16 protein-coding genes are annotated in these 17113 nt (G+C 64.6%); 12 read left to right on the forward strand and 4 right to left on the reverse strand.

Annotation, left to right across the window (positions count from 1 at the left end; all coding sequences use genetic code 11):
- Positions 1-2 precede the first annotated feature (2 nt).
- The gene (locus ACMG4O_RS03175) at positions 3-1376 is read right to left on the reverse strand and encodes a WS/DGAT/MGAT family O-acyltransferase (protein ID WP_142947975.1); all 1374 of its coding nucleotides are present in this window, start codon (positions 1374-1376) and stop codon (positions 3-5) included.
- Positions 1377-1592: 216 nt separating this feature from the next.
- On the opposite strand from ACMG4O_RS03175, the gene ACMG4O_RS03180 reads away from it, so the two are divergent.
- The 3 genes from ACMG4O_RS03180 (at position 1593) to ACMG4O_RS03190 (ending at position 5089) form a co-directional block, all read left to right on the forward strand.
- Positions 1593-4004, forward strand: coding sequence for an ExeM/NucH family extracellular endonuclease (locus ACMG4O_RS03180; RefSeq protein ID WP_414434428.1), 2412 nt, complete (start codon positions 1593-1595; stop codon positions 4002-4004).
- Positions 4005-4070: 66 nt separating this feature from the next.
- Positions 4071-4448, forward strand: coding sequence for a MarR family transcriptional regulator (locus ACMG4O_RS03185; protein WP_228547914.1), 378 nt, complete (start codon positions 4071-4073; stop codon positions 4446-4448).
- 35 nt (positions 4449-4483) lie between these two features.
- Positions 4484-5089, forward strand: a complete 606-nt coding sequence (locus ACMG4O_RS03190) for an HAD family hydrolase (RefSeq protein WP_194855299.1) — start codon at positions 4484-4486, stop codon at positions 5087-5089.
- On the opposite strand, the gene ACMG4O_RS03195 is transcribed toward ACMG4O_RS03190, so the two are convergent.
- From ACMG4O_RS03195 to ACMG4O_RS03205, 3 genes are all read right to left on the reverse strand, one after another.
- Complete coding sequence (locus ACMG4O_RS03195) at positions 5080-6894, reverse strand: acyl-CoA dehydrogenase C-terminal domain-containing protein (RefSeq protein ID WP_142947978.1); 1815 nt, start codon at positions 6892-6894, stop codon at positions 5080-5082. The genes ACMG4O_RS03190 and ACMG4O_RS03195 overlap by 10 nt on opposite strands.
- Before the next feature lie 188 nt (positions 6895-7082).
- A complete protein-coding gene (locus tag ACMG4O_RS03200; protein WP_414434429.1) occupies positions 7083-7898 on the reverse strand; it encodes an SDR family NAD(P)-dependent oxidoreductase in 816 nt (271 codons plus the stop codon).
- A 26-nt stretch (positions 7899-7924) separates the two neighbouring features.
- The gene (locus ACMG4O_RS03205; RefSeq protein WP_142947980.1) at positions 7925-9628 is read right to left on the reverse strand and encodes a potassium/proton antiporter; all 1704 of its coding nucleotides are present in this window, start codon (positions 9626-9628) and stop codon (positions 7925-7927) included.
- Positions 9629-9832: 204 nt separating this feature from the next.
- Here ACMG4O_RS03205 and mnmG point away from each other — a divergent pair, with 204 nt between their 5' ends.
- From mnmG to ACMG4O_RS03250, 9 genes are all read left to right on the forward strand, one after another.
- Positions 9833-11719 (forward strand): tRNA uridine-5-carboxymethylaminomethyl(34) synthesis enzyme MnmG, encoded by a 1887-nt coding sequence (gene mnmG, locus ACMG4O_RS03210; protein ID WP_414434430.1) that lies wholly within the window; start codon positions 9833-9835, stop codon positions 11717-11719.
- Positions 11716-12348 (forward strand): 16S rRNA (guanine(527)-N(7))-methyltransferase RsmG, encoded by a 633-nt coding sequence (rsmG, locus tag ACMG4O_RS03215; protein ID WP_142947982.1) that lies wholly within the window; start codon positions 11716-11718, stop codon positions 12346-12348. The genes mnmG and rsmG overlap by 4 nt, the downstream gene beginning before the upstream one ends.
- 10 nt (positions 12349-12358) lie before the next feature.
- A complete protein-coding gene (locus ACMG4O_RS03220) occupies positions 12359-13174 on the forward strand; it encodes a ParA family protein (protein ID WP_142947983.1) in 816 nt (271 codons plus the stop codon).
- Positions 13175-13190: 16 nt separating this feature from the next.
- Positions 13191-14111 carry a ParB/RepB/Spo0J family partition protein gene (locus ACMG4O_RS03225; protein WP_142947984.1) on the forward strand — a complete coding sequence of 307 codons (921 nt, stop codon included), beginning with the start codon at positions 13191-13193 and terminating at the stop codon, positions 14109-14111.
- Between the two features lie 272 nt (positions 14112-14383).
- On the forward strand, positions 14384-14812 hold the full coding sequence (locus ACMG4O_RS03230) for an ATP synthase subunit I (RefSeq protein WP_255442257.1): 429 nt from the start codon (positions 14384-14386) through the stop codon (positions 14810-14812).
- A gap of 15 nt (positions 14813-14827) precedes the next feature.
- A complete protein-coding gene (gene atpB / locus ACMG4O_RS03235) occupies positions 14828-15742 on the forward strand; it encodes a F0F1 ATP synthase subunit A (protein ID WP_142947985.1) in 915 nt (304 codons plus the stop codon).
- 43 nt (positions 15743-15785) lie between these two features.
- Positions 15786-16007, forward strand: a complete 222-nt coding sequence (gene atpE, locus ACMG4O_RS03240; protein ID WP_007151035.1) for a F0F1 ATP synthase subunit C — start codon at positions 15786-15788, stop codon at positions 16005-16007.
- A 64-nt stretch (positions 16008-16071) separates the two neighbouring features.
- Entirely contained in the window at positions 16072-16542 is a 471-nt protein-coding gene (locus tag ACMG4O_RS03245) for a F0F1 ATP synthase subunit B (protein WP_142947986.1), read from the forward strand.
- Positions 16543-16561: 19 nt separating this feature from the next.
- A complete protein-coding gene (locus ACMG4O_RS03250) occupies positions 16562-17098 on the forward strand; it encodes a F0F1 ATP synthase subunit delta (protein ID WP_142947987.1) in 537 nt (178 codons plus the stop codon).
- Positions 17099-17113 lie beyond the last annotated feature (15 nt).

Consider the following 17113-nt stretch of genomic DNA (forward strand, 5'->3'; position numbering starts at 1 on the left):
GTTTATTTAAACCCGGCGGCGATCTCCAGTTCGCGGATCGATTGCTCCAGATAATCCAGCAGACGCTGCATGGACGGCAGCGTCCGGCGGCAGGCAATCAAACCGAATTCGATCTGACCCCGGTAACTGGTCAGCGTCATGTTCAAGGCGATCCGGTCCAGCACGATGGACACCGGGTACATGCCCTCCAGCCGCGCACCGTTCCAGTACAGCGGCTCGCGCGGCCCCGGCACATTGGAAATAATCACGTTGAAGGCACGCCATTTCGGCGCCAGGCCGGTGAGCAGATTCAAGCCGGTGGGCGCCATGCTGAGCGCGGTGAAATTAAGAATTTCTTCCGGGCTCATTTGCGAGAAACGCTTCTTCGCCTCGCGCACCGACGCCTGCACCACACGCAGACGGTTGGCCGGGTCGCAGATGTGCGTGCCCAGGTTGGCGAGGATCATCGCGATCTGGTTGCCGCCGGCGCTGTCGTCCTTGCGCAGGGACATCGGCACCATGGCGATCAGCGGGCGGTCGGGCAGGGCGTTCTGGCTGATCAGGTATTCCCGCAGCGCGTGCCCGCACATGCTCAGCACCACATCGTTGAGTGTGCAGTTAAAGGCGCCGGACAAACGCTTGAGGCGATCCAGCGAATAACTCTGCGCCGCGAACCGCCGGGACCCGGTGATGCACTGGTTCAAAATGGTGTCCGGGGCCTGGAAGATGGAGACGAAATTCGGGTCGTCCTTGGCTTTCTGGGTGACGCTGTAGATCTCCCGGGCGAGGGCCGGCACCGTGGCGATCTGGCGGCTGGCGCCGGTGGTCAGACGGGCCAGGCTGCTGACCGCGTCGACCGGGTTGCTGGGCAGGCCGCGGCCGCGCTTCTTCGGCTTGTAGGCCCACACCGGCGGCAGATCCCTTTCTTCCGGGTCCGGCGACAGCGCGCGCATGCCCATGCGCATGGCGGAGATACCGTCCACCACCGAGTGGTGCACCTTGGTATACAGCGCGAACTGACGGCCGCGGATGCCCTCGATCAGATGGGCTTCCCACAGTGGCCGCTCCCGGTCCAGCAGGTTGGAGTGCTCCGCGGACACCAGCGACAGCAGCTCACGGATGCGACCGGGTTTGGGCAGCGCTTCATGGCGGAAATGGTGATCCATGTCGAACTGCTGGTCTTCCATCCACTGGTACTGGCCGAAGCGGCGGGTCAGACGCTGGTTGAAGGGCGGTTCCGGCGAGGAATACTCGCGGATCGAGCGCGCCAGCTCGCTGACGTACTTGGGGCCGGCGCCCTCCGGAAATGAAAACAACTGCAGTCCCGCCACATGCATCGGCTGCTGGCGTTTCTCCAAATACAGAAACAGTTGATCCACGGGACTCAACGTTTTCATGCCATCCCCTTTTTATTATGGAAAGTGGTGATTGCTTTCATATTAGCAGAGCCTTTCCGGCCTGACTGTGCCTTCCTTGTAAGACTTCCAAGGTACCCCGGCGGTGCGGGTAACGCTTGTAAAATCATGGGTTGCAAGATATCTGCCATGGTCTCGCCACCCGCCGGTCATACCGCGTCTTCAGGCTGAGCATGACATCCAAAGGCGGAGCCAGACATGAAGGCGTTATCCTGGGTAATCGCCGGCACCTTGATGGCCGGTGGCGTTCACGCGGACGTTCTGATCAGTGAGTATGTGGAAGGCAGCGGCTTTAACAAGGCCCTGGAGCTGTATAACGGCGGCGCCGACACCGTCAGCCTGGACGGCTACCGCCTGGAACGCTACTCCAACGGCGGCACCGACGCCTCCGGCGTGCTCGAGCTGGACGGCGAGAGCCTGGCGGCCGGGGCGGTAATGGTGATCGTCAGCAGCCAGGCCGGCGCGCCGCTGGACGGGCTTGGCGATATCAGCAGCGGCGTGATCAGCCACAACGGCGATGACGCCTATGTGCTCCGCGATGCCAACGGCGTGGTCGACAGCTTCGGCCGTGTCGGCGAGGACCCGGGCAGCGCCTGGGGCAGCGGCGACACCACCACCGTTAATCAGACCCTGCGCCGGCTGGAAACCGTCACCACCGGCGACACCGTGATTGATGACGCCTTCGACCCCGCCGACCAGTGGCGGGCCTTTCCCCAGGACGCCCTGGACGGCCTGGGCGTCTATGGCGAAGGGGCCGGTGACGGTGGCGACGACGGCGGCGATCCGCCCCCGGCGCTGGGCGCCTGCGGCGACGCCGACACACCGCTGTCGGTGGTGCAGGGCAGTGGCGCCAGCACCCCCCTGGACGGCGAAACCGTGGTGGTGGAATCCGTGGTCAGCGCCGTCTACCCGGACCTGGACGGCTTCTTCCTGATGGAACCGGTCGCCGACCGGGACGACAACCCGGCCACCTCGGAAGGCCTGTTCGTGTACGCCCCCGACGCGGCGGTGAACCCCGGTGAGCGGGTCCGGCTGGCGGGCACCGCCGGCGAATACTTCGAGCAGACCCAGGTGAGTCTGCAGGGGGAGCCGCTGGTCTGCGCGGTGGAGCAAACCCTGGAGCCGGTGGCCTTCACGCTGCCGTTCGCCGATTGGAGCGCCCCGGAAGCCCTGGAAGGCATGCTGGTGAATGTCAGCCAGACGCTCACCGTCACCGAGGTCTATGATCTGGCGCGTTTCGGCAGCGTGGTGCTCGCCGAAGAGCGCCAGTGGATCCCCACCCAGGTGGCGGAACCGGGCGCCCCGGCGAAGGCGGTGGCGGACCGCAACGCCCTGGGCAGTATCGTTCTTGATGACGGCCTCAACATCCAGAACCCGGAGCCGGTGCGCTATCCCGAGGGCGGTCTCTCCGCCACCAATACCCTGAGGGTGGGCGACCGGGTCGACCCGGACTTCCGCGCCGTTGTCAGCTACAGCTTTGAAGAGTGGCGGCTGCAGCCGGTGGACGAAATCTCCTTCCGCGCCGCCAACCCGCGCCCGGCGGCGCCGCCCCGGGCGCCGGGCAGCAACCTGCGGGTGGCCGCCTTCAACGTGCTTAACTTTTTCAACGGTGACGGCCAGGGCGGCGGCTTCCCCACCGCCCGCGGCGCCGACAACGCCGAGGAGCTGGCGCGCCAGAAAGCCAAGCTGGTGGCGGCGCTCACCGCCCTGGACGCGGACATCATCGGTCTGATGGAAATCGAGAACGACGGCTACGGACCGGATTCGGCGATCGCCGAACTGGCCGAGGCCCTGGGGCCGGCGTGGCGCTTCGTGGCCCACGGCGAGGCCGGGCTGGGCAGCGACGCCATCGCCGTGGGGCTGCTCTACCGCGATGATGTGGTGGCCGAGGCCGGCGAGGCCGCGACCCTGGACACCGGCGCCTTCGGCAACGAGACCAACCGCCAGCCGCTGGCGCAGAGCTTCCGCCTGCTCAACAACGACCAAGTGCTGACGCTGGTGGTGAACCACTTCAAGTCCAAGGGCAGTTGTCCGGACGACGGCGTCAACGCGGCCCAGGACGATGGCCAGAGCTGCTGGAACGCGGAGCGCACCCAGGCGGCCGAGGACCAGCTCGCCTGGCTGGCCGGGCAGCCCACCGGGGTGGCGGACGAGGATGTTCTGGTGCTCGGCGACCTGAACGCCTATGCCCTGGAAGACCCGGTGCGGGCCTTCCAGGACCAGGGCTTCGTGGATCTGCTCACCCGCTTCCAGGGCGACCAGGCCTACAGCTACCTCTTCGACGGCGAAACCGGACATCTGGATCACGCCCTGGCCAGCCCGTCCCTGGATGCCCGGGTGGTCGACGCCGGCGCCTGGCACATCAACGCGGACGAACCCCGGGCGCTGGATTACAACCAGGACTTCAAAAGCGATCAGCAGATCGACGACTTCTTCGCCGCCGATGCCTACCGGTCGTCCGACCACGACCCGCTGCACGTCGACCTGAACCTCACCGCCGACGACGGCGAGGCGGCCCCACCGGCCGACGACGACAGCGGCGGGGGCGGCGGCCTGGGCTGGCTGTGGCTGGCCCTGGTGTTGGCCGCCGGGCGCCGCCGCCGCGCCTGATCCGGCGTCGAGACCCTTCCCGCTTTCCGTTATCATCGGCGATTCAACGGAACGGGAAGGGCCCTAATGCCAAAAAAATACGCCGACCGTCGTCGCCGCGCCTTTGTGATCGCCTTGCAGGAATCCGATGCCCACTGGGGCGCCCTGTTCGGTGATGAGGTGTTCTACGATCTGAACTATTCCGATCTGTTCACCCGCATGTGGCTGGCCCGGGACCGGGCGTTCACCAAAACCGAGCTCTACCGTTTCATGCCCAAGGTCAGCCACCGCACCGCGGTGAAGTACGTGCAGACCGCCATTGAGAAGGGTCTGCTGGACGAGACCGTGGACGACCAGGACCGCCGCCGGCGGCGCATCACCATGTCGCCGCAGCTGCTGAAAGTGATCGAGGATTTCCTCGACGCCTCCCTGCAGACCTTCGAGAAGCGCCGGGTCTTTTCTTGACGACGCCTTGCGGGCGCCGGCCGCAGACTGCCGGAATGACGACTGCGACCCCCCAACGGTTCGCCGCCGTGCTGTTCGATCTGGACGGCACCCTGGCGGACACCCGGCTTGATTTCACCGCCATCCGCGCCGAGGTCGGCGTGCCCGAGGGCATCGGCGTGCTCGAGTACCTGGACCGGCTGGAGGACGCCGCCCGCGCCGAGCAGGGCCGCCAACGCCTGCACGAGTTCGAGATGCGCGGCGCCGACGCCGCCGAATGGATCGACGGCGCCGAGTCCCTGCTGCAACGGTTGGCGCGGGCGCGGGTGCCCACCGGCATCCTCACCCGCAACAGCCGGGCCGCGGTGGCCCGCACCGGCGAGATTCTGGATCTGGCGGTGGACTGCATTCTCACGCGGGAGGATTGTGCCCCGAAACCGGATCCGGAGGGGCTGTTGATGCTCAGCCGGCGATTGAGCGTGCCGCCCGAGGCGTGCGTGTACGTGGGGGATTTCGTCTACGACCTGCAGGCCGCGCGCAACGCGGGCATGGCCGCGTGTCTATTGCGCAACCCCGGCAACCAGCGGTTCGTCGATCAGGCCGATCTGGTGATCGACCGTCTCGACGAACTGCTGCCGCTGGCCGGGCTGGATCACTCGTAGTCGAACGAGAAGTGCTCCGGCGCCAGCTGCATGGTGCTCTTGGTGGGTTTCAGGGCCGCTTCCGCGTGGCCCTTGGCGGTGGGCAGCATGCGCTCGAAGAAGAACTCCGCGGTGGCCAGCTTGGCCTGGTAGAACTCCTTCGGCTCGGCGCCGCCGTGCTCCAGCTTGTCCGCCGCCACTTTCGCCTGCAACGCCCAGAAGTACGCCATCATCGCGTAGCCTGAGTACATCAGGAAATCGTGGCTGGCGGTGCCGACCATCTCCCGGTCCTTGGCGGCGTTGAGCATGATGCGGGTGGTCAGGTAGTTCCACTCGGCGGCGATCTTCAGCAGCTTCCAGGCGTAGGGACGCAGCTGGCCGTCGCGCAGGTTCTTGGTGCCGAAATCCACCAGCTTCTTGGAGAAATCGCGGACGCACTTGCCGCGGCTGGAGAGCAGCACCTTGCGGCCCAGCAGGTCGAGGGCCTGAATGCCGGTGGTGCCCTCATAGAGCGTGGCGATGCGCGCGTCGCGCACGATCTGCTCCATGCCGTGTTCCTTGATGTAGCCGTGGCCGCCGAAAATCTGCATGGCGTCGTTGGCCACTTCCAGGCCCTTCTCGGTGAGGAAGCCCTTCAGGATCGGCGTCAGGAAGCCCAGCTCGCTGTCCCAGCGATCGTATTTTTCCTGATCGTCTTCCAGCATCCCGGAGATCATGTTGTCCGCGTACTGGGCGGCGAAGTAGATCATCGCCCGGCCGCCCTCGGCGATCGCTTTCTGCTTGAGCAGCATGCGGCGCACGTCACCGTGGTGGATCAGGGCGTCGGCCACCGCGTCCGGGTCTTTCTTGCCGGACAGGGCGCGCATGGAACGGCGTTCCTTGGCGTAGGGCAGTGAACCCTGGTAGGCCAGCTCGGCGTGGGCGATGCCCTGGCAGGCGGTGCCGATGCGCGCCGAGTTCATGAAGGTGAACATGCACTCCAGGCCCTTGTTCTCCTCGCCGATCATAAAGCCGGTGGCTTCGTCGAAGTTCATCACGCAGGTGGCGGACGCCTTGATGCCCATCTTCTTTTCCAGGGAACCGCACACCACGCCGTTGCTCTCGCCGATCTTGCCGGGCAGGTACTTGGGCACGATGAACAGGGAAATGCCCTTGGTGCCCTTGGGCGCGTCCGGCAGACGGGCCAGCACGATGTGAACGATGTTCTCGGTGAGATCGTGGTCGCCGGAGGAAATGAAGATCTTGGTGCCGGTGATCTTGTAGGAGCCGTCCGCCTGGGGCTCCGCCTTGGTCTTCACCTGACCCAGGTCGGTGCCGCACTGCGGCTCGGTCAGGCACATGGTGCCCGCCCAGGTGCCTTCGGTGAGGGGCGTCAGATAGGTGGCCTTCTGATCCTCGTCACCGTGCAGCTGAATGGTGTTCATGGCGCCCAGCGACAGGCCCGGGTACATGGCGAAGGGCCAGTTGGCGGTGCCCATCATTTCCTGCTTGAACAGGCCCAGCGACATGGGCAGGCCCTGGCCGCCGTACTCCGCCGGGTGGGACAGGCCCTGCCAGCCGCCGGCCACGTACTCCTGGTAGGCTTCTTTATAGCCCTTGGGCGTGGTGACCTGGCCGTCTTCCAGCTTGCAGCTCTCGTGATCGCCACTGTGGTAGAGAGGACCGATGGTGTTCTCGCACAACTTGGCCAGCTCGCCAAGGATCGCTTCCACCATGTCCGGCGTGGCTTCCTCGCCGTTGGGCAGCGTCTTGTAGTGGCTCTCGAAGTCGAACACTTCATTGATCAGAAAGCGCATATCGCGCAGGGGGGCCTTGTAGGTCGGCATAACACACCCTCGTCAGCAATTCCGGACGCGAACCGGAGGGTTCGCTTCACAACAGCCCGGCATTCTTAGCGAACAAGCGTTGACTGACATTGACGGAGCAGCGGCGTGTCGCGGCTACAGGGTGAATCGGCGCTTTGTAAGCGCCTTGAGAACGGCTATACACAGAGTTGAACGGCCGGAGGCCGGGCTCAGCCCTTGTCCTTGCCCTTCCAGCTGTACATGGAGGTGGAAACGCCGGTGCGCCGCGCCACCTGATCCCAGAGCTTGCGCGGCAGCACCCCCTTGAGCAGCTCCACGGAGCGGGCCATGGGCGGCTCGATCACGAACGCTTCCCCCTTGGCCACCCCGTTGAGAATGCTGTCGGCCACCCGGTTGGGCGTCAGCATGGGCGAGAACAGCGGCGTTTTAACGCCCTTGAACATGCCCGTGGCGATATAGCTGGGGCACACGGTGGTCACCTTCACCTGTTTCAGGCCGCGCTCCAGCATCTCCAGGCGCAGGGATTCGGAAAAGCCCACCACCGCCCATTTGCTGGCCGCGTAGGTGCTGCCGTAGGGCAGGCCGATAAACGCCGAGGCGCTGGCGATATTGACCAGATGGGCGCGCGGCGCGGCGATCAGATCGTCCATGAAGGCGTGGGTGCAGGCCATCAGCCCTTCGCTGTTGACCTTGAAGGTGTCCAGGTGGCGCTGCAGGTCGACCTGTTCGAATTCGCCGCCGAACACCACGCCGGCGTTGTTGATCAGCATGCTGATCGGGCCGCGCTCTTCGTGCAGCTTGTCGCGGAAACGGGCGATGGTGGCGATCTTGCTCACGTCCAGGGTGTAGGCGTGGGCGTTGCCGCCGGCGTTACGAATGCACTCCACCACCTCGCGGGCGGCGGCGATGCGCCGCGCGGTGACGATCACTTCGGCGCCCCGGGCGGCCAGCCTCTCCGCCATCAGGCGGCCGATGCCGGCGCCGGCGCCGGTGATCACAACACGGTGGTTATCGAATCGGGTCATGGGCGCTCCAGTGAAGGTTGCGAAGATTATTTGGGCAGTTTGATGCCGATCAGCAGCACGCGGCCCTGCTCCACGGTGCGGGCGCGCAGCTTGAGGCCGCCCAACCGTACCGTGTCGCCCACCACGGCTTGCTGGCCGAACTGCCGCTCGAACACCGCCTCCACGGTCAGGCCGTGCAGCAGAGGGTCGATCTGCTCGATGCCGTACACCGCCACCAGCTGCTCCACCGGCACGCCGCCGCGCACGAAGAAATCGCCGTAGAAGCGCTTCTCGTCCTTGGAGAGACGGTGGCACAGATCCGATAAATAGTCGCGCTCGCCCACCGGCGCCAGCCAGGTGACCAGATCACCGGCCTCGATCACCGGGTCCTCGGCCAGGTTGCGGAACTCCTTATTGCGGATGATCAGCAACGGCGTGATGCGCGGCGTGGTGATCGCCCCCAGCCGCTGGCCTTCCGCCTTGGCGGAGGCGTCCACCTCGAACTGCATGACATAGCGGTCGCCGGTGGCCGCCAGTGGCACCATCTGTTTGGGCGGTGTGGTGGCCGGCACCGATACCTTCAACCAGCGCGCCATGTAGCGCAGGCTGGCGCCCTGGGCGAGCAACGAAATCAGCACCACCACCAGGGTGATGTCGAACAGCAGCCGGGTCTGGCCGACGCCGGCCAGCAACGGGAACACCGCCAGCACAATGGGCACGGCGCCGCGCAGACCGGTCCAGGAGATAAACAGCTTCTCGCGCCACTTGAAACGGAACGGCAGCAGGCTGACCCACACCGACAGCGGGCGTGCCACCACCATCAGGAACAGCGCCACCAGCAGGGCATTGATCAGGCCGTCGCCGATCAGCTCCGAGGGCGTCACCAGCAGCCCCAGCATCAAAAACATGCCGGACTGGGCCAGCCAGGCCAGGGAATCCATCGAGCGCAGCACGTTGTCGCCGGTGCCGCCGCGCCGGTTGCCCGCCACCAGGCCGGCCAGGTACACCGCCAGGAAACCGCTGCCGCCGGCCAGGTTGGTGGTGGCGAACACCATGGCGCCGCCGCTGCACAGCAGCAGGGCGTGCAGGCCTTCGTTGCTGCGCGCGCGCAGCAGAATCTCGCTGAGCAGCGCGCCCAGACCCAGGCCCAGCAGCATGCCCAGGCCGAACTGCTGGATCAGGGTAATCAGCATTTCCCAGCCGAAGCTGACCTCCGGGTTCATCATCACCCCCACCAGCATCAGGGTAATAAAGATCGCCATGGGGTCGTTGAGGCCGGATTCGATCTCCAGGGTGCTGGCCACCCGCTCGTTGATGGTCACGCCGGCGCCCTTGACCACATTGAAGACTGCGGCGGCGTCGGTGGAGCCGATGATGCCGCCCAGCAGCAGGCCCAGGCGCCAGTCCACGTCCATCAACCAGGTGGCGAAGGCGCCCACCAGCGAGGCGGACAGCATCACGCCCACGGTGGCCAGGCTGAGCGCCGGCTTCAACGCCAGGCGGAAGGTGGTCAGCCGGGTGCGCAGGCCGCCGTCGAGCAGAATAATCGCCAGGGCGATGTTGCTGACCACATAGGCCAGCGAGAAATCATCGAACTGAATGCCGCCGATACCGTCTTCGCCGGCCACCATGCCCACCACCAGGAACACCAGCAGGGAGGGCACGCCGATGCGCGCACTCAGGGTGCCCAGCAGCAGCCCCACGAACATCAGGCCGGTGCCGATCAGCAGGAAAACGTTCAGTGATTCCAAATGCGCTCCGGGAATATCAGGGGTAAAACGAACACAGCATCAAGTATATAGAAAGGCCGGTGTCGACTCACTGTCGGACCGGCGCCGCCGACGCGCTTTTTACCCGCCCTTTATTTTGTTTGGGTTCGGACTATACTAGCGCGCCCGATCTGATCATATTTTAAGCGGCGGGCCTTCCGGGGCGTGTCGCGAGCGAGCTTGACTATGGATTACCCCCAGCGATTCGGCGTTTTGGTGATTGGTGGCGGCCACGCCGGCACCGAAGCGGCTCTGGCGTCCGCCCGCATGGGCGTGGACACCGTGCTGCTGACGCACAATATCGAGACTCTGGGCCAGATGAGCTGCAACCCGGCCATCGGCGGCATCGGCAAGAGCCACCTGGTGCGGGAAATCGACGCCCTGGGCGGGGCCATGGCCCGCGCCACCGATAAGGGCGGTATCCAGTTCCGCGTGCTCAACGCCCGCAAGGGCCCGGCGGTGCGCGCCACCCGCGCCCAGGCCGACCGGGTGCGCTACAAGGCGGCGATCCGCGCCACCCTGGAGAGCCAGCCCCACCTGACCCTGTTCCAGCAAAGCGTGGACGACCTGATCGTCGAGAACGGCCGCTGCGTGGGGGCGGTGACCAACATGGGCCTGCGCTTCCACGCCGACGCCGTGGTGCTGACCGCCGGGACCTTCCTGGGCGGTGTCATCCATGTGGGCCTGGACCACCACCAGGGCGGCCGCGCCGGCGACCAGCCCTCCAACGCCCTGGCGCGCCGGCTGCGCGAGCTGCCGTTCCGCGTCGACCGTCTGAAGACCGGCACGCCGCCGCGCATCGACGGCAAGACCGTGGACTTCTCGGTGATGGAAGAGCAGTGGGGCGACCAGCCGCTGCCGGTGATGAGCTATCTGGGCAAGGTGGAAGAGCACCCGCGCCAGACCTGCTGCTATATTACCCACACCAACGAGCGCACCCACGACATCATCCGCTCCGGGTTCGACCGCAGCCCCATGTTTACCGGCGTGATCGAAGGTACCGGGCCGCGGTACTGCCCGTCCATCGAGGACAAGGTGAGCCGCTACCCGGACAAGAACAGCCACCAGATCTTCGTCGAACCGGAAGGCCTGGATACCTTCGAGCTGTACCCCAACGGCATTTCCACCAGCCTGCCGTTCGATATCCAGCTGGAGGCGGTGCGTTCCATCCGTGGTTTCGAGAACGCCAGCATCACGCGGCCCGGCTACGCCATCGAGTACGACTACTTCAATCCCCAGGACCTCAAGCACAGCCTGGAGACCAAGCACATGCCCGGGCTGTTCTTCGCCGGCCAGATCAACGGCACCACCGGCTACGAGGAAGCCGGCGCCCAGGGGTTGCTGGCGGGCCTGAACGCGGCCCTGCTGAGCCAGGAAAAAGAGGCCTGGACGCCGCGCCGCGACGAAGCCTACGTGGGCGTGCTGGTGGACGACCTGATCACCATGGGCACCCAGGAGCCCTACCGCATGTTCACCAGCCGCGCCGAATACCGGCTGCTGCTGCGCGAGGACAACGCCGACCTGCGCCTCACCGAGAAAGGCCGGGAGCTGGGCCTGGTGGATGATGAGCGGTGGGCGGCCTTCGAGGCCAAGCGCGAAGGCATGGAGCGTGAGCAGGCGCGGCTCAAGGCCACCTTCGTGCGCCCCGGCACCGCGGAAGCGGAGCGCGTCAACGCGCTGCTCGACAAGCCGCTGCCCCACGAGTACACCCTGATGGATCTGCTCAAGCGTCCGGAGCTGAGCTACCGGCCGCTGGCCGAGGCGGCGGGCCTGGCGCCGGCCGCGCCGGCGGTGATCGAGCAGGTGGAGATCGTCGCCAAGTACGCCGGCTACATCGACCGCCAGGAAGCGGAAATCGCCAAGCTGCGCGCCGCCGAGGACCAGGCCCTGCCGCTGGACTTCGACTACCGGGCGGTGCAGGGGCTGTCCAACGAGGTGAAGCAGAAACTCGAGGACGTGCGTCCGGAGACCATCGGCCAGGCCGGCCGCATTCCCGGGGTCACCCCGGCGGCGATCTCGCTGCTGCTGATCTTCCTTAAGAAGCATCGTCACCAGGCGGCCCGGCAGGCATGACCGACCGGGACCGCCTGGCCGGCGGGCTCCAGGCACTGGGTGTGTCGCTGAACGACGCCCAGCAGCAGGCGCTGCTCGATTACCGCGACCTGCTGGTGAAATGGAACCGCGCCTATAACCTCACCGCGGTGCGCGACCCGGGCGAGATGATCCAGCGCCATCTGCTGGACTCGCTGTCGGTGCTGGCGCATCTGGACGACCGCGATACCCTGGACGTGGGCACCGGCGCCGGCCTGCCCGGTATTCCGTTGGCCATCGCCCGGCCGGATCTGCGTTTCGTGCTGCTCGACAGCAACGGCAAGAAAACCCGCTTCGTGCGCCACGCCCGCCGGGAATTGGGGCTTTCCAACGTGGAGGTTGTGAACACCCGCGTGGAACAGTACCGTAATGCTCCATCGCAGATCATCAGCCGGGCGTTCGCCGCCCTGCCGGACATGCTGCAGGCCCTGGCCCCCCTGATCACCGACGGCAGCCGCGTTCTCGCCATGAAAGCGGCCGCCGCCGACCAGGAACTGGCCGGCCTGCCCGCCGGCTGGCGGGCCCGGGTGGCGCCTCTGTCGGTCCCCGGACTGGCGGAGGCCCGCGTGCTGGTGATCGCCAGCCGGGCCGGACCGCACGTGCCGGAATAAGGAGACCGCAGTGACCACCGTTTTTGCCATTGCCAACCAGAAAGGTGGAGTGGGCAAGACCACCAGCAGCGTCAATCTGGCCGCTTCCCTGGCGGCGACGCGCAAGAAGGTGTTGCTGGTGGACATTGATCCGCAGGGGAACGCCACCAGCGGCGCCGGTGTGGACAAGTACGAGCCGGAATACACCATCCACGACGTGCTGATGGGCGAAGTGAACGTGGAAGACGCGGTGGTCGACACCCCCAAGGATTCCGGCTTCGACCTGATCGCCGCCAACGGCGACCTGACCGCCGCCGAAGTGCAGCTGCTGGACATGAAGATGCGGGAATTCCGCCTGCGCAACGCGCTGGCGCGGATCCGCGGCAACTACGATTACATCATCGTCGACTGCCCGCCGTCGCTGAACATGCTCACCGTCAACGCGCTCACCGCGGCGGACTCGGTGATCGTGCCGATTCAGTGCGAGTACTACGCGCTGGAGGGTCTCACCTCGCTGATGAACACCATCGAGAAGATCCGCACCGTGCTCAACCCCAAGCTGCATATCGGCGGCCTGCTGCGCACCATGTACGACCCGCGCAACAGTCTGTCCAACGACGTTTCCAACCAGCTGATCAGCCATTTCGGCGACAAGGTGTACCGCACCATTATTCCCCGCAACGTGCGCTTGGCGGAAGCGCCCAGCCACGGTGCGCCGGTGATCACCTACGACCCCAAGTCCCGGGGCGCGGTCAGCTACCTGGCGCTGGCGGGCGAAATCCTGCGGCGCGAACAGGCCATGCAAAATGCCAAGGCCTCTCCGCAAACTCCGCAATCCCAGGCATGAGGTAGAGGCACCGACTATGGCGGCAAAGCGTAAACGCGGTCTCAGCAAGGGTCTCGACGCCCTGCTCAGCAGCAACGAGGCGTACCAGCGCCAGCCCGAGGAAGTCAGCGTCGAGGGTGACGGCGAGGCGTCGGAGCAGCAGGCCCAGCGCCCGCCCCGCGACGGCGACCTGCGCCACCTGCCGGTGGAACTGATGCAGCGCGGCCGCTACCAGCCGCGCAAGGACATGTCCGCCGATGCGCTCGAGGAGCTGGCGGAGTCGATCCGCGCGCAGGGCGTGATGCAACCCATCGTGGTGCGCCCGCTGGGCGACAACCGCTACGAAATCATCGCCGGCGAGCGCCGCTGGCGGGCCGCGCAGATGGCGGAGCTGGACGCGATTCCGGCGGTGATCCGGGAGGTGCCGGACGAAGCCGCCATCGCCATGTCGCTGATCGAGAACATTCAGCGCGAAAACCTCAACCCCATGGAAGAGGCGCTGGCGCTGTCCCGGCTCAAGGAAGAATTCGGCCTCACCCACCAGCAGGTCGCCGACGCGGTGGGCAAGTCCCGCGCCATGGTCACCAACCTGCTGCGGCTGATGAGCCTGGAAGCGGACGTCAAAAAGCTGCTCGAACACGGCGACCTGGAAATGGGCCACGCCCGTGCCCTGTTGTCGCTGACCGGCGCCAAGCAGGTGGAGGCCGCGCGCACCGTGGTCGCCAAGGGGTTGTCGGTGCGCCAGACCGAAACCCTGGTGCGCGAATTCGAAAAGGAAAAGCCCGCCAAGCCGGCGCCGGCCAAGGAAGACCCCAATGTGCGGCACCTGATCAACGACCTGTCCGACCGTCTCGGCGCCCCGGTGCAGATTCAGCAGGGCAACGCCGGCAAGGGCAAGCTGGTGATCAGCTACAACAACCTGGATGAGCTGGACGGCATTCTGGCGCACATCAAATAGGCGGGGCCTCTTGGTCCATCTACATCAAATAACTTGACTGAAATCCGTTCGAGGCGTTAGCTTTCCACACACGCTGATACAAATTGATCCGTTTTGTAGGGCGTCAACAGACTTTTTCTCCTCTCGCCCGGCACTTTCAAGGCAAACAATTGCCCGTGCCGGTTGATACCGCTATGCCTTCCTCATATACTTCCCGCGCCAAAGATCAGGGGGTACCCGCGACCTTCACCTGATACACCCAGGCGTAGCCAGCGACGAAACCCGGGAGCAAGGTGGCCAATTTAGACGAATCAGCCCGCAGGACCTTGTTCTGGGGCTTGATGCGCGCCCAGACCACCAGCGTGGTCATCATCGCCGCGCTGGCCGCCGTGATCGCCGGAAGCACTATCGGTCTGGCGGCGCTCTGGGGCGGGACCATCAGCCTGATCGCCTATGCTTGGGGTGGCTTCCAAGTGTGGCTGCACCCGGGAAACCGTGCGGCCAAGCGCATGGCCGGCGCCGCGGTAAGAGCGGAGCTCGGCAAAATCGCCATCATGCTGGTGCTGTTCTGGCTGACGTTCGCCGAAGTACCGCAAATGCGCGAATCAATGACAGCAATGGTTTTGTTCCTCGCCTTCATGTCGGCGCAAATCGCCGGCTGGGTTCAGGTCGCGCGCCTGGATGCCCGCCTTGGAACGGAACATTACGGGCAAGAAGACTAGACTGTAGGTAACGATATGGCAGCGAGCTCCGCCAGCGAATATATCAAGCACCATCTAGGGAATCTCACCTATGGCCGTTTGCCCGAGGGCTACGAGCGTTTAGACCACCACGGGGATGTGGTTGAGACGCTGGAGACCAGCACCTGGACGTTCGCGCACAACGGTCAGGAAGCCGTCGACATGGGCTTCATGGCGTTCCATGTGGACTCCCTGGCGTGGGCCGGCGGTCTCGGCATCATCATGTGTCTGATGTTCTGGCTGGTGGCGCGCAAAGCCACCGCCGGCGTGCCCTCCGGTTTCATGAATTTCATGGAATCCATCATCGAATTCGTCGACAACCAGGTGCGTGACACCTTCCACGGCAAAAGCAAGCTGATTGCGCCGCTGTCTCTGGTGATCTTCTGTTGGGTGTTCCTGATGAACCTGATGGATCTGATCCCCGTCGACCTGTTCCCCAAGCTTTTCGAGTGGACCATGGTCACCTTCTTCGGCTGGGACGCGCACCAGGCCTACTTCAAGATCGTGCCCACCACCGACCCCAACATCACCCTGGCCATGTCCTTCTCGGTGATGCTGCTGATCATCGGCTTCACGGTCAAAGCCAAGGGCTTTGGCGGCTTTGTCGGTGAGCTGGCGTTCAAGCCTTTCGAGACGGATAACATCGTTCTCAAATTCCTTCTTCTGCCGGTCAACCTGGTCCTGGAAACCATCAGCCTGCTGTCCAAGCCGGTGTCTCTGGGTCTGCGGCTTTTCGGCAACATGTACGCCGGTGAATTCGTATTCATCCTGGTGGCGGCCATGATGGGGACCTGGCAGTTTATCGGCGCGTGGCCGTGGGCGGTTTTCCACATCCTGGTCATCACCCTCCAGGCGTTCATCTTCATGGTCCTGACCATCGTCTACCTGAGTATGGCGGTGGAAGAGCACTAAGTTTCATTTTCCAAACCAACTGAGCACTTACGGGAGTGTAACAATGGAAGGCATTCAATTTCTTGCTGCTGCAATCGTTGCTGGCCTGGCGGCCATCGGCGCCGGTCTCGGCTTCGGCATGATGGGCGGTCGTTTTCTGGAATCCGTCGCACGGCAGCCGGAACTGGCACCGATGCTGCAAACCCGCATGTTCATCATCGCGGGCCTGCTGGACGCCGTGCCGATTATCTGTATCGCTATCGCGTTCCTGCTGATTTTCCAGTAAATCGCGCTTTTCGAAATAAGCCCCGATTTTGGGAAATCTATGCAACGCGGATTGAGGTGTTGGCATGAATATTAATGCGACACTAATTGGCCAGGCCATCTGGTTCGCCCTGTTCGTGATCTTCTGCATGAAGTTCGTCTGGCCGCCTATTTCCAAGGCGCTGGAAGAACGGAAGCAGAAAATCGCAGAGGGCCTGAGCGCCGCGGATCGGGCTGAGCGCGATCTGGTGCTGGCGCAGGAAAAAGCCTCCTCGAACCTCAAGGAAGCCAAAGAAAAGGCGTCCGAGATTATCGAGCAGGCCAACAAACGGGCGAATCAGATCGTCGAGGAAGCCAAAGACCAGGCACGCACCGAAGGTGAGCGTCTGATCGAGAAGGCCCAGTCCGAGATCGATCAGGAGATCAACCGCGCCCGTGAAGAGCTGCGCAAAGAGGTGTCCGCTCTGGCATTGAGTGGCGCCGAGCAAGTGCTGGGCCGCGAAGTGAACCGCGACGCACACAAGCAGCTGCTGGACGACTTGGCGGCTCAACTCTGAGTGATACGGATGGCACCCCATGGCTGAATTGACCACCATCGCACGCCCATACGCCAAGGCCGCGTTCATGTTCGCCAAAGAACAGAACGCGCTGGCGGAATGGGAGCAGATGCTGGGCCTGGCGGCGGCAGTGGCGCAGGAAGCCACCATGCGTGCCTACCTGGACCAGCCGGAGCTGGACAGCGAGACACAGGCGAAAGCGATAGGCGACGTTTGTGGCGATGAGCTCAATGAGAGCGCTCGCAATTTTATCGCCCAGCTCGCGGACAACAAGCGTCTGGCCCTGTTGCCGACCATCGCAATGTTGTTCCACGAACTGGCGGCGGAAGATCAACGCACCATTGATGTGGAGTTGATCGCGCCGTTCGAACTGGAAGACGCCGAGACCGACAAACTGGTGACAGCGCTGAAGACGCGTCTGGGCCGGAATGTGCAGGTGTCCACCTCCGTTGACGAGTCACTCATTGGTGGCGTGCTGGTGAGAGCCGGCGATACCGTAATTGATGGCAGTGTGCGCGGCCGGCTTAACCGCCTGGCAGAGCAACTGAACTCTTGAGTTTGAGGGATTAGA

This window comes from Alloalcanivorax venustensis (assembly GCF_047495515.1).
Classification (GTDB): Bacteria; Pseudomonadota; Gammaproteobacteria; order Pseudomonadales; family Alcanivoracaceae; genus Alloalcanivorax; species Alloalcanivorax venustensis.